The 26,102-nt window shown below is 72.7% G+C and carries 27 protein-coding genes; 13 read left to right on the top strand and 14 right to left on the bottom strand.

The features are described from left to right. Window positions 1-219: 219 nt before the first annotated feature. Window positions 220-1,692 carry a GNAT family N-acetyltransferase gene (locus ACZ4TO_RS15565; protein ID WP_382787216.1) on the top strand — a complete coding sequence of 491 codons (1,473 nt, stop codon included), beginning with the start codon at window positions 220-222 and terminating at the stop codon, window positions 1,690-1,692. Between the two features lie 161 nt (window positions 1,693-1,853). On the opposite strand, the gene ACZ4TO_RS15560 is transcribed toward ACZ4TO_RS15565, so the two are convergent. Beyond that, the gene (locus tag ACZ4TO_RS15560; RefSeq protein ID WP_468024413.1) at window positions 1,854-3,065 is read right to left on the bottom strand and encodes a trans-sulfuration enzyme family protein; all 1,212 of its coding nucleotides are present in this window, start codon (window positions 3,063-3,065) and stop codon (window positions 1,854-1,856) included. A 60-nt stretch (window positions 3,066-3,125) separates the two neighbouring features. Between ACZ4TO_RS15560 and ACZ4TO_RS15555 the strand changes: the two genes are divergently transcribed. Together ACZ4TO_RS15555 and ACZ4TO_RS15550 are read left to right on the top strand one after the other, a co-directional pair. After that, window positions 3,126-3,632 carry an Lrp/AsnC family transcriptional regulator gene (locus ACZ4TO_RS15555; protein ID WP_382796931.1) on the top strand — a complete coding sequence of 169 codons (507 nt, stop codon included), beginning with the start codon at window positions 3,126-3,128 and terminating at the stop codon, window positions 3,630-3,632. Between the two features lie 62 nt (window positions 3,633-3,694). Further along, window positions 3,695-5,386, top strand: a complete 1,692-nt coding sequence (locus ACZ4TO_RS15550) for a DUF885 domain-containing protein (RefSeq protein ID WP_468024412.1) — start codon at window positions 3,695-3,697, stop codon at window positions 5,384-5,386. Between the two features lie 75 nt (window positions 5,387-5,461). Here the strand turns inward: ACZ4TO_RS15550 and ACZ4TO_RS15545 are convergent, their stop codons facing one another. Together ACZ4TO_RS15545 and ACZ4TO_RS15540 are read right to left on the bottom strand one after the other, a co-directional pair. Next, window positions 5,462-5,977 (bottom strand): immunity 21 family protein, encoded by a 516-nt coding sequence (locus tag ACZ4TO_RS15545; protein ID WP_382796935.1) that lies wholly within the window; start codon window positions 5,975-5,977, stop codon window positions 5,462-5,464. Between the two features lie 119 nt (window positions 5,978-6,096). Continuing rightward, window positions 6,097-6,615: a rhodanese-like domain-containing protein gene (locus tag ACZ4TO_RS15540; RefSeq protein ID WP_468024411.1), complete on the bottom strand. Its 519-nt coding sequence runs from the start codon at window positions 6,613-6,615 to the stop codon at window positions 6,097-6,099. Between the two features lie 185 nt (window positions 6,616-6,800). Between ACZ4TO_RS15540 and ACZ4TO_RS15535 the strand changes: the two genes are divergently transcribed. Further along, complete coding sequence (locus ACZ4TO_RS15535; protein WP_328454876.1) at window positions 6,801-7,247, top strand: Lrp/AsnC family transcriptional regulator; 447 nt, start codon at window positions 6,801-6,803, stop codon at window positions 7,245-7,247. A gap of 115 nt (window positions 7,248-7,362) precedes the next feature. Here the strand turns inward: ACZ4TO_RS15535 and ACZ4TO_RS15530 are convergent, their stop codons facing one another. The 5 genes from ACZ4TO_RS15530 to ACZ4TO_RS15510 form a co-directional block, all read right to left on the bottom strand. Beyond that, entirely contained in the window at window positions 7,363-10,359 is a 2,997-nt protein-coding gene (locus tag ACZ4TO_RS15530; RefSeq protein ID WP_468024410.1) for an AAA family ATPase, read from the bottom strand. A 55-nt stretch (window positions 10,360-10,414) separates the two neighbouring features. Next, the gene (locus tag ACZ4TO_RS15525; RefSeq protein WP_382796939.1) at window positions 10,415-11,578 is read right to left on the bottom strand and encodes an exonuclease SbcCD subunit D; all 1,164 of its coding nucleotides are present in this window, start codon (window positions 11,576-11,578) and stop codon (window positions 10,415-10,417) included. A 109-nt stretch (window positions 11,579-11,687) separates the two neighbouring features. Next, on the bottom strand, window positions 11,688-12,314 hold the full coding sequence (locus ACZ4TO_RS15520) for a YigZ family protein (RefSeq protein ID WP_382796940.1): 627 nt from the start codon (window positions 12,312-12,314) through the stop codon (window positions 11,688-11,690). A 320-nt stretch (window positions 12,315-12,634) separates the two neighbouring features. Beyond that, complete coding sequence (locus tag ACZ4TO_RS15515) at window positions 12,635-13,177, bottom strand: SixA phosphatase family protein (protein WP_385040340.1); 543 nt, start codon at window positions 13,175-13,177, stop codon at window positions 12,635-12,637. Then, window positions 13,174-13,950, bottom strand: a complete 777-nt coding sequence (locus ACZ4TO_RS15510; RefSeq protein WP_468024409.1) for a hypothetical protein — start codon at window positions 13,948-13,950, stop codon at window positions 13,174-13,176. Before ACZ4TO_RS15510 ends, ACZ4TO_RS15515 begins: the two co-directional genes overlap by 4 nt. A gap of 270 nt (window positions 13,951-14,220) precedes the next feature. Between ACZ4TO_RS15510 and ACZ4TO_RS15505 the strand changes: the two genes are divergently transcribed. From ACZ4TO_RS15505 to ppk2, 6 genes are all read left to right on the top strand, one after another. Further along, window positions 14,221-15,102, top strand: coding sequence for an alpha/beta fold hydrolase (locus tag ACZ4TO_RS15505; RefSeq protein WP_468024408.1), 882 nt, complete (start codon window positions 14,221-14,223; stop codon window positions 15,100-15,102). A 24-nt stretch (window positions 15,103-15,126) separates the two neighbouring features. Beyond that, window positions 15,127-15,534 (top strand): CoA-binding protein, encoded by a 408-nt coding sequence (locus ACZ4TO_RS15500; protein WP_385040349.1) that lies wholly within the window; start codon window positions 15,127-15,129, stop codon window positions 15,532-15,534. A 50-nt stretch (window positions 15,535-15,584) separates the two neighbouring features. Beyond that, window positions 15,585-16,070: a GNAT family N-acetyltransferase gene (locus ACZ4TO_RS15495; RefSeq protein WP_468024407.1), complete on the top strand. Its 486-nt coding sequence runs from the start codon at window positions 15,585-15,587 to the stop codon at window positions 16,068-16,070. A gap of 211 nt (window positions 16,071-16,281) precedes the next feature. Next, window positions 16,282-17,436, top strand: coding sequence for an inorganic phosphate transporter (locus ACZ4TO_RS15490; protein WP_468024406.1), 1,155 nt, complete (start codon window positions 16,282-16,284; stop codon window positions 17,434-17,436). A gap of 18 nt (window positions 17,437-17,454) precedes the next feature. Next, window positions 17,455-17,688 carry a hypothetical protein gene (locus ACZ4TO_RS15485; RefSeq protein WP_468024405.1) on the top strand — a complete coding sequence of 78 codons (234 nt, stop codon included), beginning with the start codon at window positions 17,455-17,457 and terminating at the stop codon, window positions 17,686-17,688. 56 nt (window positions 17,689-17,744) lie between these two features. After that, window positions 17,745-18,671, top strand: a complete 927-nt coding sequence (gene ppk2 / locus ACZ4TO_RS15480) for a polyphosphate kinase 2 (RefSeq protein ID WP_468024404.1) — start codon at window positions 17,745-17,747, stop codon at window positions 18,669-18,671. A gap of 21 nt (window positions 18,672-18,692) precedes the next feature. Here the strand turns inward: ppk2 and ACZ4TO_RS15475 are convergent, their stop codons facing one another. After that, complete coding sequence (locus ACZ4TO_RS15475) at window positions 18,693-19,052, bottom strand: ArsR/SmtB family transcription factor (RefSeq protein ID WP_382796956.1); 360 nt, start codon at window positions 19,050-19,052, stop codon at window positions 18,693-18,695. A 61-nt stretch (window positions 19,053-19,113) separates the two neighbouring features. On the opposite strand from ACZ4TO_RS15475, the gene ACZ4TO_RS15470 reads away from it, so the two are divergent. Further along, the gene (locus ACZ4TO_RS15470; RefSeq protein ID WP_468024403.1) at window positions 19,114-20,175 is read left to right on the top strand and encodes a cation diffusion facilitator family transporter; all 1,062 of its coding nucleotides are present in this window, start codon (window positions 19,114-19,116) and stop codon (window positions 20,173-20,175) included. A 175-nt stretch (window positions 20,176-20,350) separates the two neighbouring features. Here ACZ4TO_RS15470 and ACZ4TO_RS15465 read toward each other — a convergent pair whose 3' ends face one another. Together ACZ4TO_RS15465 and ACZ4TO_RS15460 are read right to left on the bottom strand one after the other, a co-directional pair. After that, entirely contained in the window at window positions 20,351-20,911 is a 561-nt protein-coding gene (locus ACZ4TO_RS15465; RefSeq protein WP_385040364.1) for a YbaK/EbsC family protein, read from the bottom strand. An 86-nt stretch (window positions 20,912-20,997) separates the two neighbouring features. Beyond that, window positions 20,998-21,570, bottom strand: coding sequence for a helix-turn-helix domain-containing protein (locus ACZ4TO_RS15460; RefSeq protein WP_468024402.1), 573 nt, complete (start codon window positions 21,568-21,570; stop codon window positions 20,998-21,000). Window positions 21,571-21,663: 93 nt separating this feature from the next. Between ACZ4TO_RS15460 and ACZ4TO_RS15455 the strand changes: the two genes are divergently transcribed. Then, a complete protein-coding gene (locus tag ACZ4TO_RS15455; protein WP_385040367.1) occupies window positions 21,664-22,521 on the top strand; it encodes an EamA family transporter in 858 nt (285 codons plus the stop codon). A gap of 31 nt (window positions 22,522-22,552) precedes the next feature. Here ACZ4TO_RS15455 and ACZ4TO_RS15450 read toward each other — a convergent pair whose 3' ends face one another. Further along, window positions 22,553-23,371: an acyltransferase gene (locus ACZ4TO_RS15450; protein WP_385040370.1), complete on the bottom strand. Its 819-nt coding sequence runs from the start codon at window positions 23,369-23,371 to the stop codon at window positions 22,553-22,555. 142 nt (window positions 23,372-23,513) lie between these two features. On the opposite strand from ACZ4TO_RS15450, the gene ACZ4TO_RS15445 reads away from it, so the two are divergent. Then, window positions 23,514-24,044 (top strand): gamma carbonic anhydrase family protein, encoded by a 531-nt coding sequence (locus tag ACZ4TO_RS15445; protein ID WP_468024401.1) that lies wholly within the window; start codon window positions 23,514-23,516, stop codon window positions 24,042-24,044. 72 nt (window positions 24,045-24,116) lie between these two features. On the opposite strand, the gene ACZ4TO_RS15440 is transcribed toward ACZ4TO_RS15445, so the two are convergent. Then, window positions 24,117-24,767 carry a DedA family protein gene (locus ACZ4TO_RS15440; RefSeq protein WP_382796970.1) on the bottom strand — a complete coding sequence of 217 codons (651 nt, stop codon included), beginning with the start codon at window positions 24,765-24,767 and terminating at the stop codon, window positions 24,117-24,119. A gap of 132 nt (window positions 24,768-24,899) precedes the next feature. Next, window positions 24,900-25,952 (bottom strand): NAD-dependent epimerase/dehydratase family protein, encoded by a 1,053-nt coding sequence (locus ACZ4TO_RS15435; protein ID WP_468024400.1) that lies wholly within the window; start codon window positions 25,950-25,952, stop codon window positions 24,900-24,902. Window positions 25,953-26,102 lie beyond the last annotated feature (150 nt).

Genomic DNA, 26,102 nt, shown 5'->3' with positions numbered 1-26,102 from the left:
TCACCGGACACGGAAGGCCCTCGCCCGGGGGCCGGCCGTCGTCCGAGGGCCGGCCGTCGTCCGGCGGCTCTGACCAGGTGGGCGGGCAGGTCCCGTGTTCGAGGCAAAAGACCCGTAAAAAGAACTGCAAAACGGGCAGAACGACACTTAACCGATCAGTCACAAGCCGTTCGTGATCACGCAACACCATTCCTTCACAGTGGCTGTATGACTCCAGACATGTCTGATGTGACGCGTGCGAAGCATGGACGACCCGTTCACCACTGGCGACGGGACGTCGTCGAACTCGCCGCCCTGTTCACGGCCGTGGCGGTCGCGGACGGTGTGGCCAACCTGGTCGGGCACGGGCCCGACGGTCCCGCGCTGTTGGTGATCTCGGCGGTGTTCCTGGTCGCCACGGCCGGATTCCACACATGGTGGGCACGCCGCCACGGTCACGCGCCCCCGACGGGCGATACCGGCGCCCGGCCGCCCTCCGACGGGCGAACGGGCGCGCTTTCCGGGGCGGATGCCACACCCTCCACGCCGCTGCCGGCCGTGGAGGCGACCGTGCTGCTGCGGATGCGGACGACGGTCCAGGACGCGCCGGGTTCTCTCGCGGCCCTCTGCACGGCGCTCGCGGAGCACCAGGTCGACATCCTGAGCCTCCAGACTCACCCGCTGGCCGACGGAACGGTCGACGAGTTCCTGCTGCGCGCGCCCGCCGAGCTGGCCACCTCGGAGATCACCCGCGGCGTGGCGCAGGCCGGCGGCAGCTCGACCTGGATCGAGCGGGCCGATGCCCACGACCTGGTGGACGCGCCGACCCGGGTACTCGGCCTGGCCACCCGTACGGCCCTCGACGCATCCGAACTCCCCCTCGCGCTGCGGCAGTTGCTCGGCCGGTGCACGATCCGTTCACTGCCCGCCACCTCTCCCGTCTCCGGCCGGGCGACCCAGGGAGCTCCCGTGGAGGGGGCGCTGGAGGACACGGTGATGCGGCTGCGCGCGCCGGAGGGCGGAGTGATCACGGTGGAGCGGCCGTATCTGCCGTTCACGCCGACGGAGTTCGCCCGGGCGCGGGCGCTGGTGGAACTGGACGCGCGGCTCGGCCCGCGTGTTCCGCGGGGACAGGACATGCTGACGCTGCCCGAGGGCAACGCGATCACCGTGCAGCGCGCGGACGTCTCCGACCTGGAGGCCGCCAAGGCGATGCACGAGCGCTGCTCGCCGCGCACGCTGAGCATGCGGTACCACGGTCCCGTCGGCGACGCGGACCGGTACCTCAACCACCTTCTGAGCCCCAGTTTCGGGCGCACCCTCGCCGTGCGGACGGCGTCCGGCAGGATCGTCGGGCTCGGACATCTGCTCTGGGACGGCGACGAGACGGAGGTCGCGCTGCTCGTCGAGGACGACTGGCAGCGGCGCGGGATCGGCGTCGAACTGCTCGGCCGCCTGGTGGCGATGGCGGTCGAGGCCGGCTGCGAGAGCGTGTACGCCGTCACCCAGGCGTCGAACACCGGCATGGTCGCCGCCATGCGCGGCCTCGGCCTCCCGCTCGACTACCAGATCGAGGAGGGCACCCTGGTCATCACCGCCCGCCTGGACCCGCAGCCGGTGACGTCGCCGTACGGCGGACACCACGGTCACGGCCACGCCCCGTACGGAACGGCGAAGGAGACGGGCCCGGCAACAGGGAAGCGCCGCGGTTAGCCGGAACACTCCCGCTGCCCGCCGCCGCCACGAATCCCCTGCAGCCGGGATCCGGCGCGAGGGGCCGTCCACCGAAGCGGGCGCCACGTGCCGTCCGGGGACCAGGGAGCGCCCCGGCACCTGATGGTGCCGGGGCGCTCCCTCCCCCCGTTCCCCCGGTCTCATTCCCCGGCGCGTGACCCCAGGGCCGAGTCCAGGTCGGACCACAGGTCGTCCACGTCCTCCAGGCCCACCGACATGCGCAGCAGACGGTCGCTGACGCCGGAGTCGTGGCGGTCCGCCGAGGGGACGATGCGGTGGCTTATGGAGGCCGGGTGCTGGATGAGGCTGTCGACGCTGCCCAGGCTCACGGCCGGAGTGATCAGCCGGACCCCGGCGATGACGTCGTGCGGGTCGCCGTGCACCTCGAAGGCGATCATGGCTCCGCCGATGCGCGGGTAGTGGACGCGGGCGACGCGCGGATCACCGGCGAGGCGGCGGGCGAGTTCCGCGGCGTTCGCGGAGGCGGCCCGGACCCGGACGGGCAGCGTCGACAGGCCGCGCAGCAGCAGATAGCCGGCCAGCGGATGCAGAACGCCTCCGGTCGCGAACCGCACCTGGCGCAGCTTGCGCGCGAACTCCTCGTCGCACGCGACCACCCCGGCCATCACGTCCCCGTGGCCGCCCAGGTACTTGGTGGCGCTGTGCAGAACGAGTCGCGCGCCCTGCTCGACGGGGCGTTGCAGCACAGGGGTGGCGAAGGTGTTGTCGGCGAGGAGCGGGACGGTCCCGCAGGCGTGCGCCACGGCCCGGAGATCGAGTTCGGCGAGCGTCGGGTTGGCCGGGGACTCGACCATCACGAGACCCGTGTCGGGCCGCAGCGCGTCGGCGATCCCGGCCGGGTCGACCCAGGTGACCTCGGTGCCGAGCAGCCCGGCCGTCAGGAGGTGGTCGCTGCAGCCGTACAGCGGACGGACCGCGACGACATGGCGCAGGCCCATCGCGTTGCGTACGAGGAGGACGGCGCTCAGCGCGGCCATGCCGCTGGCGAAGGCGACCGCGCTCTCGGTGCCCTCGAGGCGGGCGAGGGCGGTCTCGAAGCGGGCGACGGTCGGATTGCCGAGGCGGGCGTAGACGGGCGGGCCCTCGGGTTCGGCGCCGTCGGCCGCGAAGGCGTCGATGCGGGCGGCCTCGCCGCGGCTGTCGTACGAGGGGTACGTGGTGGACAGGTCGATCGGGGCCGCGTGCAGCCCCAGCGCCGCCAGATCCTCCCGGCCGGCGTGCACGGCTTCCGTGGCGAGTGCCCTGGCCGGAGCCGCGACGATCTGGCCGCTTCCGCTCAGGCCGTCCTGCGCGTCCTGCGCGCCCTGCGTGTCGTACACAACGGAGTCCATGCGCCGAAGCCTGAACACCGGGCGGGCTTTCGGGTGCGCCTCCCGTGTTACGTTCGCGCCATGGCCGATTCTGTCGTACTCGATCCGGTGGATCTTCATCTGCTGCGGCTGCTGCAGAACGACGCACGGACGACCTACCGCGATCTCGCGGCTCAGGTCGGCGTCGCGCCGTCGACGTGTCTGGACCGGGTGACCCGGCTGCGCCGGGCGGGAGTCATTCTCGGCCATCAGCTACGGCTCGACCCGGCGAAGCTCGGACGGGGTCTGGAGGCGCTGCTGTCCGTACAGGTCCGGCCGCACCGCAGGGAACTGGTGGGGCCCTTCGTCGACCGGATCCGTGTGCTGCCGGAGTCGCGGACCGTCTACCACCTGACCGGCCCCGACGACTACCTGGTGCATGTCGCGGTCGCGGACATGGCGGACCTGCAGCGGCTGGTGCTCGACGAGTTCACCTCGCAGCGTGAGGTGGCACGGGTCGAGACGCGGCTGATATTCCAGCAGTGGGACTGCGGCCCTCTGCTGCCGCCGGCCGCGCCGGGCACATCGTCCCCGGCCAAATCCGGCTGATGCGATGAGAAGCCCGGAACAGCGGGCTGACGCGGCGCCCGTGCCCGTATGAGTATGTGCGCATGTCAGAGACGAAGAACCCGCTGCCCCGCGAGGTCGCCGACGCGTACGTCGACGAGCTCATCGCCCTCGACCCGGTTCTCGGTACCTATCTCGGTGTGAAGGAGAGCCACGGCAGGCTCCCCGACAACTCGCCCGCCGGCCAGGAGGCCGTGGCCGAGCTCGCGCGGGTGACCCTCGCACGGTTGGAGGAGGCGGAGGGGCGGCCGGGCGCGGACCGTGACATCGAGCGCCGGTGCGCCCGGCTGCTGCGTGAGCGGCTCACCGCGGCGCTCGCCGTCCACGAGGCCGGCGAGGGCCTGCGGGCGGTCGGCAATCTGCACACACCGGTGCACTCGGTCCGGCAGGTCTTCACCCTGACGCCGACGGAGACGGACGAGGACTGGACCACGGTCGCGGAGCGGCTGCGCGCGGTACCGGACGCCCTCGCCGGCTACCGGGAGTCCCTCGCGCTGGGGCTCGACCGCAAGCTGTACGCGGGACCGCGGCCGACCGCGACGTTCATCGAACAGCTCACGGAGTGGTCGGACACGGACGGAGCGGGCCTCGGCTGGTTCGAGGACTTCGTCTCGGCGGGCCCGGCTTCCGCGCGCGAGGAGCTGGACGCGGCGGCGCGTACCGCGACCGAGGCCGTGATCGCCCTGCGGGACTGGATGCGCGACGTGTACGCGCCGACGATCGAGGGCGCGCCGGACACCGTGGGCCAGGAGCGGTACGCCCGGCTGGCGCGCTACTTCAACGGAACGGATCTCGACCTCGACGAGGCGTACGCGTACGGCTGGGCCGAGTACCACCGCCTCCTCGCCGAGATGCGGACCGAGGCCGAGAAGATCCTGCCCGGCGCGGCGACCCCCTGGGTCGCGCTCGCCCACCTCGACGAGCACGGCCGGCACATCGAGGGCGTCGACGAGGTCCAGCAGTGGCTCCAGGGGCTGATGGACGAGGCGATCACCGCCCTGGACGGCACGCACTTCGAACTCGCCGAGCCGGTACGGAAGGTGGAGTCCCGCATCGCGCCGCCCGGCGGTGCGGCGGCCCCGTACTACACCGCTCCTTCGCAGGACTTCTCGCGGCCGGGCCGCACCTGGCTGCCCACCATGGGGCAGACCCGCTTCCCCGTCTACGATCTCGTCTCGACCTGGTACCACGAGGGGGTGCCCGGCCATCACCTCCAGCTCGCGCAGTGGGCGTACGTCGTCGACGACCTCTCCCGCTACCAGGCCACCGTCGGCCAGGTCAGCGCCAACTGCGAGGGCTGGGCGCTCTACGCGGAGCGGCTGATGGACGAGCTCGGCTTCCTGACCGACGCGGAGCAGCGGCTCGGCTACCTCGACGCGCAGATGATGCGGGCCGCCCGGGTCATCGTCGACATCGGCATGCATCTGGAGCTGGAGATCCCCGCCGACTCCCCCTTCCACCCGGGCGAGCGGTGGACTCCGGACCTGGCGCAGGAGTTCTTCGGCGCGCACAGCAGCCGGCCGGCCGACTTCGTGGAGAGCGAGCTGACCCGCTACCTCACGATGCCCGGCCAGGCCATCGGCTACAAGCTCGGCGAGCGTGCCTGGCTGCTGGGCCGTGAGAACGCGAAGAAGCGCCACGGTGACGCGTTCGACGCCAAGGCCTGGCACATGGCCGCCCTGTCCCAGGGTTCCCTGGGTCTGGACGACCTGGTGGACGAGCTCTCCCGGCTCTGACGGCCCCGCGCGGCGGCCGCCTCCCGGCCGCCGCGCGCATCAGCGGCACGGCCTCGGAATCAGGGCGTCGGGGCGTCAGGGCGTCAATCGACGCAGTTGTACGAGTCCGACCCACGTCTCGGGACCCGGTTCGACGCGGGCCGCGCGGACCCCGTACCGGCCCGGTTCGAGCATCACCCTCAGGTGATCCGTGCTTCCGGAGGCGGTGCCGGGCCAGGCGGCGTCGAACAGGACGACGGGGCCGGGCACCGTCCACTCCACCTCCCGCTCCCAGCGGGCCTGCGCCAGTGCGGCCGGGACGACGGCGAGCAGTTCGTCCTCGGAATCGGCGGCGCACCAGCGGACGAAGGCGCCGTGTTCGGGGAGGTAGGCGGTCGAGGCGGGATCGTCGCCGAGGACCAGGGCCCTGGTGTCGCCCACGGGCAGGAGGCCGATGAACCCGTCGACGTCACAGGCCCGGTCGTAGTCGCAGGACAGGTCGTCGCCGTCGGCCCCGGACCAGAACGGGAGCACCGTCTCCGGAATCACTATGAGGGGTCCGCCGCCCGACTCCACCCACTGGACCGCACCGGGGTCCGCGTATCTTGGCATGCGCAGAAGTTACACGGCACGCGTCCGCCCCCATAGAGCGTGCGGCCCCGGGAAACGGAATCCGGACACCGGCGGGACACGGGGGCCGAAAACGTCGGTCCGGCCCCCGTTCCGCGCGGTCAGCAGCCGCAGTCCTCCGCGTCCACGGGCGCGGTCAACGGGTCCTCGGCGCGGCGCTCGAGGCCCTTCCAGGTCTCGAACTCGAAGCCCTCGCGCGCCCAGTACTCGAAGCCGCCCAGCATCTCCTTGACGTGGAAGCCGAGTTCCGCGAGGGCGAGGGCCGCGCGGGTCGCGCCGTTGCATCCGGGTCCCCAGCAGTAGGTGACGACCGGCACCGACTTGTCCAGAAGCCGTTCGGCCTGCTCGGGGATGAGCCCCGTGGGCAGGTGGACCGCGCCGGGGACGTGGCCCTGGTCCCAGGACGCGGTGGAGCGGGAGTCGAGGACGACGAACCCGGGGTCGCCGCCGGCCGCGAGGGCCGCCGCCACGTCGGACACGTCCGCGTGGAACGCGAGGCTCGCGCCGAAGTAGGCGGCGGCCGCGGCCGGGGACGTCGGCGGCACCCGCAGGACGGCGTTCGTCGTCGGCGTGGAGCCGGTCACCGTGTTCTTCGTGACGCCTTCGGCAGTCGCAGTCATGGCCTGGCCTTTCGTGAACGTGGCCCCGCCGGACGGATGCCGCCCTTGCCACCCCGGTGCTTCCTCCGCACCTCACCCCGCGGGACTTCCCGACCAGAAATCTACGGTGACCGGGCCGCGTCCTGAAGTGACGATCCACGGCTGTGCCATTGATCGGCCGGGGATTCTCCTGGTATTCATCCGGGATGACCGCGTATTCCCCGGACGCCACCGACTGGCGCATCCTCGACGTCCTCCAGCGGGAGGGCCGGGCCAGTTTCGCCGAGCTGGCCCGGGCCGTCTCCATGTCCGCGAGCGCGGTCACCGAGCGGGTGCGCCGGCTGGAGGAGGCGGGTGTCATCCAGGGGTACGCGGCCGTCGTCGACCCCGAGAGCCTGGGGCTGCCGATCCTGGCGTTCGTCCGGCTCAGATATCCGAACGGCAACTACAAGCCGTTCCACGATCTCGTCGAGGTCACGCCCGAGATCCTGGAGGCACACCACGTCACGGGCGACGACTGCTTCGTCATCAAGGTCGCCGCCCGGTCGATGGGGCATCTGGAGACGGTGTCGGGCAAGATCGGCACGCTCGGGTCGGTGACGACGAGCGTCGTCTACTCCTCACCCTTGCCACGCCGGCCGCTGGGCCACTAGGGCCCGTCCGACCATTCGCGTCTGCCCGGCCCTGGACCGCTCCGGTCGCGGCCGGCACAGCCATGGCCCCGGAACGGTGACGGCCCGGGAAGGGCCCACCGCCGGAGACGGACGGTCAAGCGCCCCGCTGCCGCACGACCGATCCCGTTCTGCCCTTCACCACCTCGAGCTGGGCGTGGATGCGGCGGCGCAGGTCGCCGACGTGGCTGACGATGCCGACGCTGCGGTCGCGTTCCCGCAGCGAGTCGAGGACGTCGAGCACCTCGTCCAGGGTCTGGTCGTCGAGGCTTCCGAAGCCCTCGTCGATGAAGAGCGTGTCCAGCCGCACCCCGCCGGCCTCGTCGGTGACCACGTCCGCGAGACCGAGGGCGAGGGCGAGGGAGGCGAAGAAGGTCTCGCCGCCGGAGAGCGTCGCCGTGTCACGCTCGCGTCCGGTCCAGGCATCCACGACGTGCAGTCCGAGCCCGCTGCGTCCGCGGCCCGCCCGGTCGTCGGAGTGCACCAGGGTGTAGCGCCCCGAGGACATCCGCTGGAGCCGGACGGTCGCCGCGGCGGCGACCTGCTCCAGCCGGGCGGCGAGGACGTAGGCCTCCAGACGCATCCTGCGTTCGTTGTCCGCCGAGGTGCCGGCCGCGAGACCGGCGAGGCGGGCCACGCGTTCGTACTCCTCGCGCAGCGGGGCGAGCCGGCGGGCTCCCGCGGTCGCCCGGGTGGAGAGCGCGTCGAGCTCGGAGCAGCGCCGGGCCGCCGCGTCCTGCGCCGACGCGGTGTCCCGCAGGCGTCGGGCGGCGGACTCGGCCGCCTGCTCGGCGGCCGGCAGGTCGACGGGAGGGCGCCGCGCGGCGGCCGTGGTGTCCGCCTCGGCGAGCACGGCACGGACCGAGGACTCCTCCAACTGCCAGGCGTCGAGCCGCCGTTGCAGATCACGGTGGGCCACGTCGTCGAGCATCGCGGCGGCCGCCGCCTGCGGGGTGTCGAAACCGGCACGGAAGGCGGCGTCGGCGAGACGCGCGTCGGCGTCCTTCAGGCGCCGCGCGATGTCCTCCGCGGCCCGGACGCCGTCCGCGGCCTCGGTGAGCAGCGCGACCTGCCGCTCCAACTGCGTGGCCCGCTCGGACACGCTCCCGGCCGCGCCGCGCGCCTGCTCCAACTCCCCTTCCAGCGAAGCCCTCTCGCGGTCTAGGGAATCGCGGTGCGAGGCCCGCGCGGCGACGCGGCGGGCGGCCTCCTGCTGGACGGTCAGCCGTCGTTCGTGTTCCCGCTCGGCCTGCTCGCGGGCCTCGCGCGCGGCGTGCAGCCCGGAGGCCACGGTCCGGGCCTCGGTGTGCAGGCGCTCCCATTCCTCGGCCTGCTCCTCGAGTTGCCGGGTCGACGCGTCGCCCGCCTCGGCGGTCGCGGCGGCCAGCGCCTCGCGGACGACGCCGAGGCGGCGCTCGGCCTCGGCGCGCTGTTCGTCGGCGCTTCGGTAGGCGGCGAGTGCCCGCTCCTCCGTCTCACGGTCGACATGGCCGTCGACCTTGCGGGCGGGTGCCGGGTGTTCGGTGGCACCGCACACGGCGCAGGACTCGCCGTCGACCAGACCCGCGGCGAGTTCGGCGGCGATGCCCTGGAGCCGCTGTTCCTTCAGGTCGAGCCAGTGGGCGTGCGCCTGCGTGGCCCGCTCGCGCGCGGCCAGGCTCCGGGCGTGGGCGGCTTCGGTGTCCCGCGCCAGTTCGTCGCGCAGCCGGGCCGCGGAGAGCCGCCTGACGGCCGGTTCGCGCTGGACGGCGAGCTGTTCGGCGCGTGCCGCGGCCTCCTGCGCGGAGTCGACCCGCGCCTCGACGCCCGCGCGGGTCTCGTCCCAGTCGGCGAGCCAGCTCTCGGCGTCCTGGAGGACTTCGTCGTCGGCGCGTTCCTGGCGGTCCAAGGAGGCGCGCTCCGCGCCGAGTTCGCCGAGGCGTCGCTCGGCGCGGCGTGCCGACTCCAGGCCGCCCAGTTCCTCGGCGGCCTTGCGCGCGGCGGTCGCGAGACCGGGTGCTCCGGCACCGGCGAACGTCTCGGGCAGGGCGGCACGCGCGCGGGTCTCCTCGGCGGCGGCACGGCGGTGCTCCGCCTCGGCGGTGTCGCGCAGGTCGAGCGCGGGGGCCACGGCCTCGGCCTTGCGGGCCCGTTCCATGCGGGTCCGGTCGGCGTGGTGGGCGTCGGCGCGCTGCTCGAGTCGCGCGGCCCGTTCCTGCGCCTCGGTGAACCGGCGTTGCAGCCGGTCCACTTCGCGTACGTCGTCGAGCACACGGTCGGCCGCGGCCTGGGCCGATTCGGCGGACCCTCGGGCGCATCGGGCGACGGTCAGCGCCTCGCGCGCGGTGCTGCGGGCGACCGCGGCCCAGGCGAGCACCGACTCGGCGAGGCCCGGGTCGCCGGGGGTGAGGTCGGGCAGCGGTTCCTCGACGACGCGTCCGGCCGCCTGCTGCATACGGTGCGCGTCGGCCAGCAACGCGGTGTCCGCCGACCGTACTTCGGCCTCGGCGGCGCGGCGCCGCTCGGCGAGGCGCTTCTCGACCTCGGCGAAGCGGTGGGTGTCGAAGAGTCTGCCGAGCAGTTTGCCGCGGGCCTCGGCGTCGGCGCGCAGGAAGCGCGCGAAGTCGCCCTGGGGCAGCAGCACGACCTGGCAGAACTGCTCGCGGCTCATGCCGAGGAGCTGGGTGATCTCCTCGCCGATCTCCTGGTGGGAGCGGCTGAGGTCCTTCCAGGAGCCGGCGGTGGAGTCGTACTCGCGCAGCCAGCTCTGGGCCTTCTCGGTCGTCATGCCCTTGCCGCGCAGCTTGGGGCGCTCCCAGGGCGGCTGCCGGGTGACTTCCAGCCGGCGTCCGGCGACGCTGAGTTCGAGGCGGATCTCGGTGCGGATCTCGGGCGACGCGTGGTCGCTGCGCAGGCCGAGGCCCTGGCCGCTCTGCCGGGCGCCGGGAACCGCTCCGTACAGGGCGTAGCAGACGGCGTCGAGGACGGAGGTCTTGCCCGCGCCCGTGGGACCGTGCAGCAGGAAGAGCCCGGCGGCGGAGAGGTCGTCGAAGTCGACGCTCTGGGCGCCGCCGAACGGGCCGAAGGCGGTGATGTCCAGGCGGTGCAGCCTCATCGGTCTCCCTCGGTCTCCGGGCGGGTGGCCCTCTGGGTGTGCTGCGGACGTGCGGTCACCGGGCGGTCTCCCGTACGGTCTCGTCGGCCCGGACGGCGTCGAACGCGTCCCGGAGCACGGTCTGTTCGCGGGCGTCGGGACCCACGCCGCGCACATGGGCCACGAAGTCCTCGGCGATCTGCTCCTCGCTGCGGCCCGCGATCCGGCGGGCGTAGGAGACGCCCGGGGCCTGCGGGGAGCGTTCGGGGTCGAAGACGAGGCTGAGCGTGTGCGGGAACCGCTCGGCCAGTCGGGCCATGGGGTCGGCGGGCCGCACCGGGTCGGTGAGGGTCGCCTCGACCCAGGCGTCCGCGTGCCGCTCCAGCGCCGGGTCGGCGAGCAGGTCCTCCAGGTGTCCGCGAAGACGCGCGAGCGGGCGGGGCACCGGGCAGTCGATCCGCTCGGCTTCCACGGAGCCGTCGGGGCCGAGGTCCACGAGCCACATGGTCTTGCGGTGGTCGGCCTCCGAGAAGGAGTACGGCAGCGGGGACCCCGAGTAGCGGACGCGTTCGGTGATGGTCTGGCTGCCGTGCAGATGGCCGAGCGCCGTGTAGTCGACTCCGTCGAAGACCCCGGCGGGCACGGAGGCGACGCCGCCGACGGTGATGTCCCGTTCGCTGTCGCTCACCTCGCCGCCGGTGACGAAGGCGTGGGCGAGGACGACGGAGCGGGTGCCCGGCGCGCGGCCGGCGAGGTCGGCGCGCACGCGGGCCATGGCGGCCGCGAGCACGCTCTCGTGGCCCGCCTTCTCCACCGCGAACTCGTCCTTCACCAGGGCGGGTTCGAGGTAGGGCAGGCCGTAGAAGGCGACGTCCCCGTGGGCGTCGGCGAGCACCACCGGGGTGCCGCACCCGGCGGGGTCGGTGCGCAGATGGACGCCCGCTCGGCCGATGAGTCCGGCGCCGACGCCGAGGCGGCGTGCCGAGTCGTGGTTCCCCGAGATCATCACCGTGGGCACACCGAGGTCGGCCAGGCGGTGCAGGGCGTCGTCGAAGAGCTGGACCGCGGCCAGGGGCGGCACGGCACGGTCGTACACGTCTCCCGAGACGACCACCGCGTCGACCTCGCGCTCGCGCGCGGTGGTGACGAGATGGCCGATGAAGCGGGACTGGGCGTCGAGCATGTTCACCCGGTGGAACGCCCGGCCCAGATGCCAGTCGGAAGTGTGCAGGAGCCTCATGATCCCCGAAGGGTAACGGCCGGGTCTGACATCACGGGCGGTTACTCCCGTATCGGCCCACCCCGACCGAGGCCACAGCACCCCCGTTCATTCACAATTGACCGAATTGTCAGGCGTCTCCGTAGGCCTCCCCGCCCAGCTCGAAGCCGGCCGTCCCCGCGGTCGCGTCGGCCAACCAGGCCCGGAAGGACTCCACATCGGCGTCCGGCAGCCCGATCTCGATGGCGACGGCCTCGCCGTAACGCACATCACGTACCTCGCGGCCGGTCGAGCGCAGATCGTTCTGGACCTTGCCGGCCCGCTGATGGTCGACGGTCACCGTGGCCAGCCGAAAACGGCGGCGGGTGATCGTGCCCAGCGCGTCCAGCGCCTCGCCCACCGAGCCGCCGTACGCCCTGATCAGTCCGCCGGCGCCCAGCTTGACCCCGCCGTAGTAGCGCGTGACGACGGCCACGACGTAGCGCATGTCACGGCGCAGCAGCATCTGGAGCATGGGGACACCCGCGGTGCCGCCCGGTTCGCCGTCGTCGCTCGCCTTCTGCACGGCGCCGTCGGCCCCGATGACGTACGCGAAGCAGTTGTGCGTGGCGTCCGTGTGTTCCTTCCTCACGGCGGCGATGAAGTCCTGGGCCTCCCGCTCGGTGGCGGCCGGGGCGAGGGCGCACAGGAACCGGGAGCGGTTGACCTCGGTCTCGTGCACGCCGGCGTGGGCGACTGTGCGGTACTCGTCCTGCATCACGCCAGCGTATGCGCTGCGCGCGGGCGCGCCGCACGGGCCGGGACGGCGCCCCCGCGCGAGGCGGCGATCCCCTGCCGCGCGCGGGCGCCCGGAAGGCCGGGGCGAGGACGACCCCATGCCGCCACAGCCCGTCCCACGACCGGAGGCCGGGACGGCAAACCGGGCCCGACGATCACCACGCCTCCACGCGCGGGGTGCGGGGCCCACGCGGCGCAGGCAGGCCGCGTAGGCCGCCCCGGGTCACACACCGACCGCACACATGGCGCGGCCCGCGTCCCGGCCCGCGGTCGGGCGCCGTGGCGCGTCCCGGTCGAGGGTCACTCCTTCTTGCCCCTCGGCACGACCACGTCCGTCAACAGCGCGTCCCCGGTGCCGAGTTCGCCCCAGGAGCCGCCGTACCAGGCCAGGACCGCGACGGCCGACGTCGGGAACTTCCAGCGGACCCGGTCCAGTGTGTCGTCGATGCCGTCCCCGGCCAGTTCGAGGACCAGTTCCTCGAGCCCCGGGTTGTGCCCGATCAGCAGCAGGGTCCGTACGTGTTCGGGGACTTCGCGGACGGCTTCGAGCAACTCCGGTACGTCCGCCCCGTACAGCCGCCCGTCGAGCAGGACGGACGGCGGGGTGCCCCACTCCCGTGCGGCCAACTCCCAGGTCTCCCGGGCGCGTACGGCGGTCGAGCACAGCGCGAGGTCCGGCAGCAGGTCGGCCTCCGCCAGAGCGCGCCCGGCGGCGGGGGCGTCACGACGGCCGCGTGTGGCGAGCGGCCGCTCGTGGTCGGGCACCCCGTCGGGCCAGGCGGATTTGGCGTGCCGCAGGACGACGAGTCTTCGCCTCGGCCCGCCGGCCGCGCGGACGGTCACAGCGACGACCCGATCTCGCGGGTGAGTTCGAGGCCGAGCAGCCGGTCGGCGTGGGCGTACGTCTCGAACCGGGCGCCCTCCGGGATGCCGGAGGTCTCCACCGACCGCAGGACGTCCAGCACGGCGGGCACGTCCAGGTCGTCCTCCCAGGCGGCGCGCAACCGCAGGCGCACGTCCTCGGGGATCGGCTTGGAGGGCCGCTCCGCCCATCCGGCGACCGCGGCACGCCAGCGCGCGAGCGTGTCCGCGGCCTCCGTGAGCGCCTCGGCGTCGAGGCTCAGCGGCAGGTCCCGTCGCCGTGCGAGCAGCGCCAGCCGCAGTGCGGTGGGATCCCCGGGTGCGATGGTGGACCCCTGTCCGGCGTCGACCGGCGCGACCTCGACACGGGGCCCTTCCGCCGCCTCGGCCCCCTGCGCGACCACGTCGATGGTCCGCGCCGCCGCCGGTCCCGGTTCCGTGTCCCGGTGCTCCTCGAACGGCCGGATCCCCAGTTCGGCGGCGCGTGCCCGGAGCCCCGCCTCACCCCAGGTGGCGTCGGGGCGTGCGGGGTCCGTCCGGTCCCCCGCCTCCGCCGGTTCCGGCGCCGAGGTCAGCGTCGCCCAGGCCGGGTTGCCGCCGATCTCCAGGGCCCGCATCAGGACGTCGGCGACCAGGAGCACGCGCAGGCTCGTGACGCCCGACCCGGGCGGGCGCGCGTGGACGCGGACGAGGCCGCGGCGGGCGAGGGCTGCGTCGACGGGTTCGCCCGTTCGGGCGTCGAGGATACGGAGCACGGGGTGAGCCTAGGCGGACGCGCGGGCGGGTGCGGGGAGGTAGGGGCCGTTCCGGACACGCGCCCGCGCGCCCGCCCCTGCCCGCCACCGGAGTGGGGCCCGCGATACCGGCCGACGGGCGGCCACCGCCCTGAACAGCGTCTGCCGTACGGTCCGTTCGGGTTCGAGGACCGCGGCCGGACGTTCGTCGCACCGGACGCGGACGCGGCCTTGACAATCCGCTTCCGTCGCCGGAAAGCTGACCGACCAGTCGGTATCAAGGAGTGGGTCGTGAACGGGATCAGCATCTCCACCGCCGCCGGTGTCTTCGACGCCGTCGCGGCGGGTCCGCCCGACGGTCGCCCGGTACTGCTGCTGCACGGTTTCCCGCAGACGGGTCTGGCCTGGCGGCGGCAGATCGCGGCGCTGGCGGCCGAGGGCCACCGCGTCGTGGCGCCGGACCAGCGCGGCTACTCCCCCGGGGTGCGCCCGGAGCGGGCCGAGGACTATCGCATCGGTGTCCTGGTCGCGGACGTCCTCGCGATCACCGAGGAACTGGGCTGGCCGGCGTTCGACCTGGTCGGCCACGACTGGGGCGGCGCGGTGGCCTGGTGGACCGCCGTCGGCCATCCGGACCGCGTACGCACCCTGACGGTCGTCTCCACCCCGCATCCGGGCGCCCTCGCCGAGGCCCTGCGCTCGGACGACGACCAGCGCGCCCGCTCCCAGTACATGAAGGACTGGCGCGACGCGCCCGCGACCGAGAACCGCATGCTGGCCGACGACGCCCGGCTGCTCCGCTCGCTGTACGGGGACAAGGTCCCGCGGGCCAGCGCCGACGCCTACGTCCGGCATCTGACCCGGCCGGGCGCCATGACCGCGGCGCTGAACTGGTACCGGTCCGGCCGCCCCGACGGCGAGATCGGCGTCGTCGAGGTGCCCACGCTGTACGTCTGGAGCACCGGGGACACCGCGTTCGGGCCGGGCCCCGCGCGGGAGACGGCGCGCTGGGTCGACGGGCCGTACCGCTTCGAGATCCTGCCGGACCTCGGCCACTGGATCCCGGAGGAGGCACCCGAGACGTTGAACCGTCTGCTCCTCGACCATCTGCGAACGCACGACGGGCGGAATCAGCGCGCCCCGCTCACTGTTGACGACAGTGGCAGACTCTGACCGATTCCCCCCTGGAGGCCGAGCGTGTACGGCGACTCAGAGACGATCCGCAGGATCCTGACCGAGACGGGCGACACCTGGGCGATCGTCGGGCTGTCGTCGAACCGGCGCCGCGCGGCCCACGGAGTCGCGGACGTCCTCCAGCGCTACGGCAAGCGGATCGTGCCCGTGCACCCGAAGGCCGAGACCGTCCACGGGGAGCAGGGGTACGCCTCCCTCGCGGACATCCCCTTCGAGGTCGATGTCGTCGACGTCTTCGTGAACAGCGACCTCGCCGGGCCGATCGCGGACGAGGCCGTCACCGTCGGCGCCAAGGCCGTCTGGTTCCAGCTCGACGTGATCGACGAGGCAGCGTACGAGCGGACACGTGCCGCGGGGCTGGACATGGTGATGGACCGCTGCCCGGCCATCGAGATCCCGCGCCTGGGCTGACGCCGACGGGGGCCGCACCGGCAGGAGCGGCCCGACGGCCGCCTGGGTCAATGCAGTTGACGGCGGGGGGCCCGCACCGGTTTCCTGCTCGGGTGCCCACCACCCTTCGCGTCGAAGCGCCGACCGACGAGACCCGCCTCGCGGACTGGCAGCACGTCCACAACGTGATCGTCCCGCCCGCCGCGATGTCGCTCGACGAGGTGCGCGAGCGCGCCCGGCGCTACCGCCTGGAGGTCGCCTACCTCGGTGACGTCCTCGTGGGCTGTACGACGGTGCGTCCACCCACCGGCGACAGCGCGACGGCGACCGTCATCGCGCGCGTCCTGGCCGAACACCGCGGGCGGGGTTTCGGCGCGGAGCTGTACGCGCGCGGGCTGGAACAGGCCCGCTCGATGGGGGCCAAGGTCATCGAGACCGTGGTCCTCGCCTCCAACGAGGACGGCCTGCGCTTCGCCCGCCGCCACGGCTTCTCGGAGATCGAGCGCTACGTCCTCCCCGGCGAGACCGCGGAATGGGTCGACCTGAGACAGGACTGACCACCGCCGCGAACCAGGGACGGCGGCCCGCCCCCACGGCCCGCCCAGCAGGGCGGCAGCCAGTCCGGCCCCTCTTGATGGCGCGTCAAACCCTGCTCAGTGCGCCGATGTCGAGGTCGCGAGGGCCGATGTGCGGGCATCTCGACTCCGACTCGCGTCGCCTTCTTCTCCGGTTCTCCCTCCGTACGCCTCGGATTGCTTCCATCGAGGGATGGACCACATCACGTTCCTCGTGGCGGTCGTCATCGTCACGGCTCTGGCCTTCGATTTCACCAACGGATTCCACGACACGGCGAACGCGATGGCCACGTCCATCGCGACCGGGGCCCTCAAACCGCGGACAGCGGTCCTCATCAGCGGCGTCCTGAACGTGGGCGGTGCGTTCCTGTCCACCGAGGTCGCCAAGACGATCTCCGGCGGGATCGTCGACGACACGCTCGTCACCCCCGGCATGATCTTCGCGGGTCTCGTCGGGGCGATCCTGTGGAACCTCCTGACCTGGCTGTTCGGGCTTCCCTCCAGTTCCTCGCACGCCCTGTTCGGCGGACTCGTCGGCGCCGTGTGGGTCGGCGCGGGCGAGAACGGTGTCCACTTCGACAAGGTGGCCGAGAAGATCCTGATCCCGGCGGTGGCCTCGCCGCTCGTGGCGGGGGTCGCCGCGCTGATGGCCACCTACCTCGCGTACCGGCTCACCGCCCGCGCCCGCGAGAAGTCGGTGACCAGGGGGTTCCGGCTCGGGCAGATCGCCTCGGCCTCCCTGGTGTCGCTGGCGCACGGCACGAACGACGCGCAGAAGACGATGGGCGTCATCACGCTCACGCTGATCTCGGCGGGCGCGCTCGGCCATGACGCCGGTCCGCCGGTGTGGGTCATCGCCTCGGCGGGACTCGCCATCGGACTCGGCACCTACCTGGGCGGCTGGCGGATCATCCGGACCATGGGCAAGGGGCTCACCGACATCCGGTCGCCGCAGGGCTTCGCCGCCGAGGCCGCCTCCACGACGGTGATCCTCACCTCCGCTCACCTGGGGTTCGCGCTCTCCACGACGCAGGTCTGCTCGGGGGGCATCCTCGGCGCCGGACTGGGCAGGAAACTTGCCGAGGTGCGCTGGGGGACCGCGGGCAGGATGGCGGTCGCCTGGCTGATCACGCTGCCGGCCGCCGCACTGGTCGGCGGTGTGTCCGCGAGCGTGGTGAAGCACGGCGGGACCGTCGGCACCGTGGTCATCGCCCTCGTCGCGGTGGCGGTCGCCTCCGCCATCGTCGCCGCCTCGCGCCGCAACCCCGTCCACGCCTCGAACGTGAACGACCACCACACGGTCGCCGTCCGTACGGCCGCGCCGGCCGGTGTCGGCACGGCCGCCTGAGCCAAGGAGGGTTCCCGGATGCATCTCGACTGGACCGCGCTCGGCGAGGTCGCCGCGGTGAGCCTCGGGGTCACCGTCGCGACGGTCGTCGTCTTCGCGCTCGGCGTGCTGGGCCTCGCCCGCGTCGAGGCCGCGCGGGACGACGGCGCCGGCGGCGACACCCTGGGCTTCGCCCAGGCCACGCTCTGCTTCCTCGGCTGCGCGGCCGTGGTGGCGTACGGAATCTATCTGATCGTTCCGCAATTCCACTGAAACGGCGGGAACAACGTGATCGGCGGACAATCGGACCACGGGCAGAGGAGGACCGGATGACGGAACTGCTGGCAGGGATGCGGGTGGACTACACCGACCACGACGACCCGGTTCTGATCCGGCCGGACGGCAGCCCGGTGGACACCTGGCGGGAGAACTACCCGTACCCGCAACGGATGGAGCGCAAGGAGTACGAGTGGCACAAGCGGCTCCAGCAGATCGAACTGCTGAAGCTGCAGAGCTGGATCAAGGAGACCGGCCGACGGCTCGTCGTCGTCTTCGAGGGGCGCGACGCGGCGGGCAAGGGCGGCACGATCAAGCGGTTCACCGAGCATCTCAACCCGCGCGGCGCCCGTGTGGTGGCGCTGGAGAAGCCGACCGAGCGGGAGCGCGGGCAGTGGTACTTCCAGCGGTACGTCGAGCATCTGCCGACCGCGGGCGAGATCGTGATGTTCGACCGGTCCTGGTACAACCGGGCGGGCGTGGAGCGGGTGATGGGCTTCTGCACCGACGACGAGTACCGGCGCTTCATGCGGCAGGCGCCCGCCTTCGAGCGGATGCTCGTCGACGACGGAGTGGACCTGATCAAGTTCTGGTTCTCCGTCTCGCAGAGTGAGCAGCGCACCCGCTTCACGATCCGTCAGGTCGACCCCGTACGGCAGTGGAAACTGAGCCCCATGGACCTGGCCTCGCTGGACCGCTGGGACGACTACACGGCGGCCAAGGTCGCCATGTTCCGCGAGACGGACACCGCGCAGGCGCCCTGGACCGTGGTGAAGAGCAACGACAAGAAGCGGGCCCGCGTCGAGGCCATGCGCAGCGTCCTGGCCCGCTTCGCCTACGCCGACAAGGACGCGGAGGTCGTCGGCAGCCCCGACCCGAGCATCGTGGGCGCGGCGGCGACCCTGCTGGAGGAGGGCGAGGACGACGGCCCCTTCGCCGACGACCGCGCGGTCACGAACGACGGCACGCTCAGTCGCTGACAGCGTCGCCCGCGCCCGGCCTCAGTCGTGCGCCGGGCGATCGGAGAGCCGGTGGTCGGCCAGGTTCAGCGCCTCGTCGACCACCCGGCGCAGATGACCGTCTCCGAGCGAGTAGACCACCCGGCGCCCTTCCTTCCTCGTGTTCACGAGCCCGGCGAGACGGAGCCGGGCCAGGTGCTGGCTGACGGCCGGACGGGCCGCTCCGCACTTCTCCGTCAGCGTCGTGACATCGGCTTCCCCGCCGGTCAGGGCGTGCAGCAGCGTGAGGCGGGTGCGATCGGCGAGGAGGGCGAGGATCTCGGCCGCGAGCGTGAACTGCTCCTCGCCGGGCGTGCGCGGGTGCGTATCGTGCGCAGGTGATAGGTGCATGCGTGCGCTCATACGCACATAATGGCCTCGTGGACGCCGGCGCGTCCACTCCCGCGCACGGAAGGGGACGCACGTGAACGACCGGCACGGCCATCACCACGCGCACGACAGCCACGACGGCCACGACGGCCACGACCACCGTCACGGGGACGGGCGCGGGGGCCGGTTGCGCCATCTGCTCTTTCCGCACTCCCACGAGACGGCCGACAAGCTCGACTCCGCGCTGGAGGCGTCGGCCCGGGGCATGCGGGCGCTGTGGGTCTCCCTGGCCGTCCTCGGCACAACGGCGCTGGCACAGGCGGCCGTTGTCGTCCTGTCGGCGTCGGTGGCGCTGCTCGGCGACACCGTGCACAACGCGGCCGACGCACTGACCGCCCTGCCACTCGGAGTCGCCTTCACACTGGGCCGCCGAGCGGCGACCCGGCGCTTCACCTACGGCTACGGGAGGGCGGAGGACCTGGCGGGCATCGTCATCGTCCTGACGATCGCGGCCTCCGGCGCCTTCGCGGCCTGGGCGGCGGTCGGCCGGCTGCTCGACCCGCAGCCCGTGCGGCACCTCCCGGCGGTCGCGGTCGCGGCGCTCATCGGCTTCGCGGGCAACGAGTGGGTCGCCCGGTACCGCATCCGGGTCGGGCGCGAGATCGGCTCGGCTGCCCTGGTCGCGGACGGGCTCCACGCCCGTACGGACGGATTCACCTCACTCGCCGTGCTGGTGGGAGCGGGCGGCGCGGCCCTCGGATGGCAACTCGCCGACCCGCTGGTCGGATTGGCGATCACCGCCGCGATCCTGCTGGTGCTGCGCGACGCCGCCAGGGAGGTGTTCCGGCGCGTGATGGACGCCGTGGAGCCCGAGTTGGTGGACCGGGCCGAGCAGGCGCTGCGGCGGGTCGAAGGCGTGCGCGACGTGGGGGAACTGCGGCTGCGCTGGATCGGGCACAGGCTGCGCGCCGAGGTGGCGGTCGTGGTGGACGGCGAGGCGACCGTACGTCACGCCCACGACATCGCCGTGAACGCCGAACACGCCCTGCTGCACGCCGTACCGAGGCTGACCGCCGCCCTGGTCCACGCCGATCCGGCCCGGGCGCCGGGCGAAGCGGATCCGCACCGGACGCTGGCCCACCACGGCGCGGCCTGAACGAACGACGCCGCTCGGCCGCGTCGGCATGGGTACGGGGACGACACCAGCCGCATGACACCTGGATCACTCGGACCGACGGGAGTCGGCCGTCCCCGTACCCGGCGGAGACCCCACTTCGCCGACGGCGCACAGCGGCCCCGCCGGACGGGCACGCCTCACGACCGGACGCGCGTCATCCGGCGATGCCCAGTCCCTCCAGCACCACGGCGTTCGGCAGTTCGGCGAACGCCTTGCCCGGTACCAGGAGTTTGCCGCGCCGGCGGCCGCTGCCCACCAGCACGTACGGCAGTTCCACCACGGCCGGGTCGATCAACACCGGCCAGTCGGCCGGGAGTCCGACGGGAGTGATGCCGCCGTACTCCATGCCGGTCTCGCCGGTCGCGAGGTCCATCGGGGCGAACGAGGCCTTCCGCGCGCCCAGTTGACGGCGTACGACACCGTTGACGTCGACACGGGTGGCGGACAGGACGAGACACGCGGCCAATGTGGTCTCGCCGCCCCGCTTGCCCGCGACGACCACGCAGTTGGCGGACGTGTCGAGCAGTTCCTTGCCGTAGTGCTCGACGAAGACGGCGGTGTCGGCCCACTCGGGGTTCGTCTCGACGTAGACGATCTGCTCCGCGGGGGTGCCGCCGCGCCACCCGCGCACGGCGTCGGCGACGGGGCCGACGAGCTCGTCGAGGCGGTCGGGGGCCGGGGAGGCGTCTTCGAACTGTCCGATGGGTGCGCGCATGACGGCACGCTAACAGTCCCGCGGACCCGCCCGGCGGGAGGCCGCCGGGGCCGGCCCGGCAGGCCCCGGCCGGGCGGCGCCGGGCCTCAGTGCACGAGCGGGACGGACACGGCCATGACCATCTCGACCGGGACCTCGCCCCGGTTGGCGTACGTGTGGGGGGTGTCGGCCTCGAACGACGCGCTCGCCCCCTCGGGGACGTGGTGGTCGACGCCGTCGACGCTCAGGGTCAGGTCGCCCGAGATGACGTGCACGAGTTCGACGGTGCCGGCGGGGTGCGGGTCGGAAGGGCTGCCGTCGCCCGGCATGAGCCGCCAGTCCCACATCTCCAGCGGGCCGGGCGCCTCGGTGCCGGCCAGCAGCCGGTTGTAGCTGCCCGAGTCGGTGTGCCACAGGCGGACGGCCTGCTCGGCGGGGACGATCCGGACCCGGGGCCCCTGCTCGTAGTCGAGGAGGGTGGTGATGCTGACGCCGAGCGCGTCACCGATCTTGACGACGGTACCCAGGCTGGGATTGGTCCTGGCCTGCTCGATCTGGATGAGCATGCCGCGGCTGACTCCGGCGCGAGCGGCGAGCGCCTCCAGGGTGAAGCCGCGCTCGGTGCGCCAGCGCTTCACGTTGCGCGCCAGGGATTGAGTCAGCAGCTCGAGATCCGACACATTCCGTCCAATATTTTGAATGACAGAGTTCAATCAGGTGAACTATCGTGTGATGCACCTGATCGTTCACCGAACTGTACTGCGAGGCCCCCCGTGACAGCACTCTTCGCCCTGGCCACCAGCCTCCTGTGGGGCCTGGCCGACTTCGGCGGAGGTCTGCTCACCCGGCGCACACCCGCGCTGACGGTGGTCGTCGCCTCCCAGTCGATCGCGGCGGTGGTCCTCGGCGCGATCGTGCTGGCCACCGGAGGCTGGAGCGCCGCGGGACCGGAGCTGTGGTTCGCGGTCGCCGCCGGTCTGGTGGGCCCGGTCGCGCTGCTCTCCTTCTACAAGGCGCTGGCCCTCGGACCGATGGGCGTGGTCTCGCCGCTCGGCTCCCTGGCCGTGGCCGTCCCCATCGGTGTCGGCCTGTTCCTCGGGGAGCGCCCCGGACTGATCCAGATCGCGGGCATCGCGGTCGCCGTCGCGGGTGTCGTGCTCGCGGGCGGGCCCCAGCTCCGGGGCGCGCCGGTGCAGCGGCAGGCGATCCTGCTGACGCTGATCGCGGCCGCCGGCTTCGGCACGGTGTTCGCGCTGATCGCGGAGGCCTCGTCGTCGGTCACGGGCCTCTTCCTGGCGCTGTTCGTGCAGCGCGTGACCAATGTCGTCACCGGCGGCGCGGCCCTGGCCGTCTCCGTCCGGCGCGGCGGCGCCGCCCTTCCCGAGGGCGGCTTCCCCTGGGCCTCGCTGCCCGCGCTCGCCTTCGTGGGCCTGGCCGACGTCGCGGCCAACGGCACGTACTCGGTCGCCGCCCAGCACGGCCCGGTCACCGTCGCCGCCGTCCTGGCCTCGCTCTACCCGGTGGTCACGGCCCTGGCCGCGCGCGGTGTCCTCAGGGAGCGGCTGCGCGGGGTGCAGGCCACCGGTGCTGCGCTGGCCCTGGTCGGCACGGTGCTGCTGGCGACCGGCTGAGCCGGATCGACCGAACCGGCCGCTCCCCGGGTCAGGACTCCGCGCGGACGTCCCCCGACGGCGCGTGGACGTCGTCGGCCGCGTCCAGCGGGTCGAGGTCGAGCTCGGCGAGCCGGGCGATCGTCTCCTCGTCCAGCTCCGAGAGCGCCTGCAACTGCTCGGGGGTGACCCCGTCGGGAATCGGCACCGGCGGCGGTGTGCGCAGCGGCGGCTGCCATCCGGCGACGGGGTCCCACCGCCGGACGACCTTGGCGGGGGCTCCGGCGACGACGGAGTGGTCCGGCACCGAACCGCGTACCACCGCACCCGCGGCGACCACGACGTTCCGGCCGATCCGCGCGCCGGGCAGGATCACCGCGTTGGTCCCGATCCAGCAGCCGGGCCCGATCTCCACGGGCTCCATCCGCGGCCACTGCTTGCCGATGGGCTCGTGCGGATCGTCGTACGAGTGGTTCGTGGACGTCACGTACACATAGGGCCCGAAGTAGCAGTCGTTGCCGATCGTGACGGTCGTGTCGGCGATGACGTGGCTGCCGCGGCCGAGCACCACGCCGTCCCCGATGCGCAGGATCGGGTCGGGGCCGAGGTCCAGGTCGGGCATCAGGCCCGCGGTCAGCGTGACCTGCTCGGCGACGATGCAGTACGAGCCGAGGTGGATCCAGGGTTCGCCGAACACCGTGCCCAGCGGGAAGGCCAGTCGGGTGTTCTCCCCGATGGCGCCGAAACGGAAGCGGCCCGGCTGCTCGGCCGAGACCGTACCGGCGCGCCGCATCCAGGCCCAGCCCGCGTGGACGGCCCGCTGCGCGAGGCGTCGCCGCCATGATGAGAACGTGTTCTTGCTCCTGGACACCCGCTCACGGTACTCAGCGCGGACCACGCGGACGTGGCCACACGGCTGTGATCTTCGCCCCACCGGAGGTACGCGGGGGCCATGACATACGGTGCCCGTGTACGGAGAAGGCCCGACCACGAGACGACGAGACGGTGACACGGTGACGACGCATCAGGCGCTGATCAAGGGGATCGGCGGGAAGGATCCGCGGGTGGACCCGGAGGCGTTCGTCTCCCCCACCTCCGTGGTCATCGGGGACGTCACGCTGGGGGCGGGCGCGAGCGTCTGGTACGGCGCGGTGCTGCGCGCCGACTGCGGCCCGATCGTCATCGGCGCCGGCAGCAACGTGCAGGACAACTGCAGTCTCCATGTCGACCCCGGTTTCCCCATCACCGTCGGGGAACGGGTCTCCGTCGGGCACAACGCCGTCCTGCACGGCGCCACCGTGGAGGACGGCTGTCTGATCGGCATGGGGGCGACGGTGCTCAACGGCGCCGTGATCGGGGCCGGCTCGCTGGTGGCCGCGCAGGCGCTGGTGCCGCAGGGGATGCGGGTCCCGCCGGGCTCGCTCGTCGCGGGTGTCCCGGCGAAGGTCAAGCGCCCGCTGACCGACGAGGAGCGCGAGGGGCTGTCCCTGAACGGCGTCTTCTACGTGGAACTGGCGAAGGCGCACCGCGAGATCCACGAGTAGATCCGTGCCGCCGGGAGCGGCCACGCGTCGCGCCCGCGGGCGTCGTGGCGCGGGGCCGTGCGGGCGGCCGCGCTACTCGGCGGCGGGGACGGGTTCCGTCTCCGCCGCGCTGTGCTCCGCCGCCGCCTTCTTGGCCTTGCGGCGGACGATCAGCATCGAGGCGACACCGACGAGCACCGCGGCGACCAGGCCGAGGTACGAGAAGCGCTTCAGCCAGGACTCGGCCACGACACCCACGTAGTAGATGACGGCGGTGGTGCCGCCGGCCCAGATCACGCCGCCGAGGACGTTGGCGATCAGGAACTTCCAGTAGGGCATCCGCAGCACACCGGCCAGCGGGCCCGCGAAGATGCGCAGCAGGGCGATGAAGCGGCCGAAGAAGACGGCCCACATGCCCCACTTCTGGAAGGAGCGCTCGGCCGTGGCGACATGCGCCTCGCCGAAGTGCCTGGGGAACTTCGCGCCCAGCCAGGCGAGCAGCGGGCGCCCGCCCTTGCGGCCGATGGCGTAGCCGATGGAGTCGCCGATGATCGCCCCGAGGCTCGCGCAGACGCCGAGGATCACGGGGTTGATGCCGTCGTGCTGCGAGGAGAGCAGCGCCGCCGAGACCAGGACGATCTCACCGGGCAACGGGATGCCCAGGCTCTCCAGGCCGATGACCAGGGCCACGAGCGCGTAGATACTGACCGCCGGCACCGTCTCGAGCCAGTCCTGGACGTGCAACGCCGGTTCCTCCCGTTTCGGTGTACCTGACCGGGCGACCGCGTTTCGCATGATCACCGAGGTGCGCTTCCCCTCAGCGCTGCCGGGAAGCCTACCTGGTCGCCCTGAACGGCGGCCCGGACGTGGGACTCGTCACGTCCTGCGGTGCCTCCAGCTCTCGTAGTGGTCGAGCAGGGTCTCCTCGACCGGGCGGTAGGTGATCCCCAGTTCCCGCACGCTGCGGCTGTTGTCCACGGGGAACCGGATGCCGAGGTGTTTGCGGATGTAGTCCTGGGTCAGTCCGAACGCCGGGCCGAGGACGCGGACCGGCCAGTGCGGGAGCGCGGTGCGGGGCAGCCGGAGGGACCGGGGGTACCGGGCGCGGATGACGCGCGCCATGTCGTGGAAGGACGTCATCGTCTCGGCCGCGACGAGGTAGCGGCCCTTGGCGCCGTCGTGTTCCGCGGCCGCGATGTGCGCGTCCGCGACCTCGCGGACGTCCGCCGTGGTGAAGCTGAAATCGGGAGCGCCGTAGAAGAAGTAGCCCTTGAAGAGTTCGTCCAGCAGGAACAGGCTGCCGGACTGTGAGGCGGGGGTGAGCGACGGGCCGAGGACCAGACCGGGATTGACGGACACCAGGCGCCAGCGGTCCTGGGCCGCCTCGGCCGCCCAGGCCTCGCGCTCGGCGAGCGTCTTCGCGTAGTGGTACGGGTTGTTCTCGACCGTGCTGGTGGTGTTGAAGTACTTCTCCGACAGGATGCCGCCGTCCATGCTCCGGACGTCGATGTAGTCGCCGAAGACGGCGCCGACGGTGGACGTCAGCACGACCTTGCCGACCGTCGGGGTCCGTTCCACCCCGCCGAGCACGTTGCGGGTGCCGAGCAGGGCGGGGTCGACCATGTCCCGGCGGCCGTCCTTGATCTTCTCCGGCATCAGGAACGGCGACGCCACGTGGAAGACCATGCGGCAGCCCCGCATCGCCCCGTCGAAGGACCCATCGGCCAGCAGATCCGCCTCGAACAGTTCGAGCCGGCCGGGAAAGTCCTCCTGCATCTCCCGCAGCGGCAGCACCTTCGCCGTGTTCGCGGTGGTCCGTACGGTGGTGTGGACGCGGTAGCCCCGTTCCAGCAGCCGCCGCACCAGTTGACTTCCGACGAACCCGCTGCCCCCGGTCACCAGAACGGCACCCCGCCCGCCTACACCCACGCTCGCACTCCTCGGTCCCGGTACACCGCTCCGGCCTTCGGGGGGGGGGGGGACCCCCCCAAAGAAAAGGGGGGGGAGGGGAAGGAGGGAGGGGAAAAGGGCTCTGGGGCCTTTTTGGAAGGTGTTGTTTGAAAGGCCCCCCGCAAGAGG

The organism is Streptomyces sp. NPDC028298 (assembly GCF_055565895.1).
Note: the sequence above shows the minus strand (reverse complement) of the source record. Positions and strands in the feature narration are given on the sequence as shown.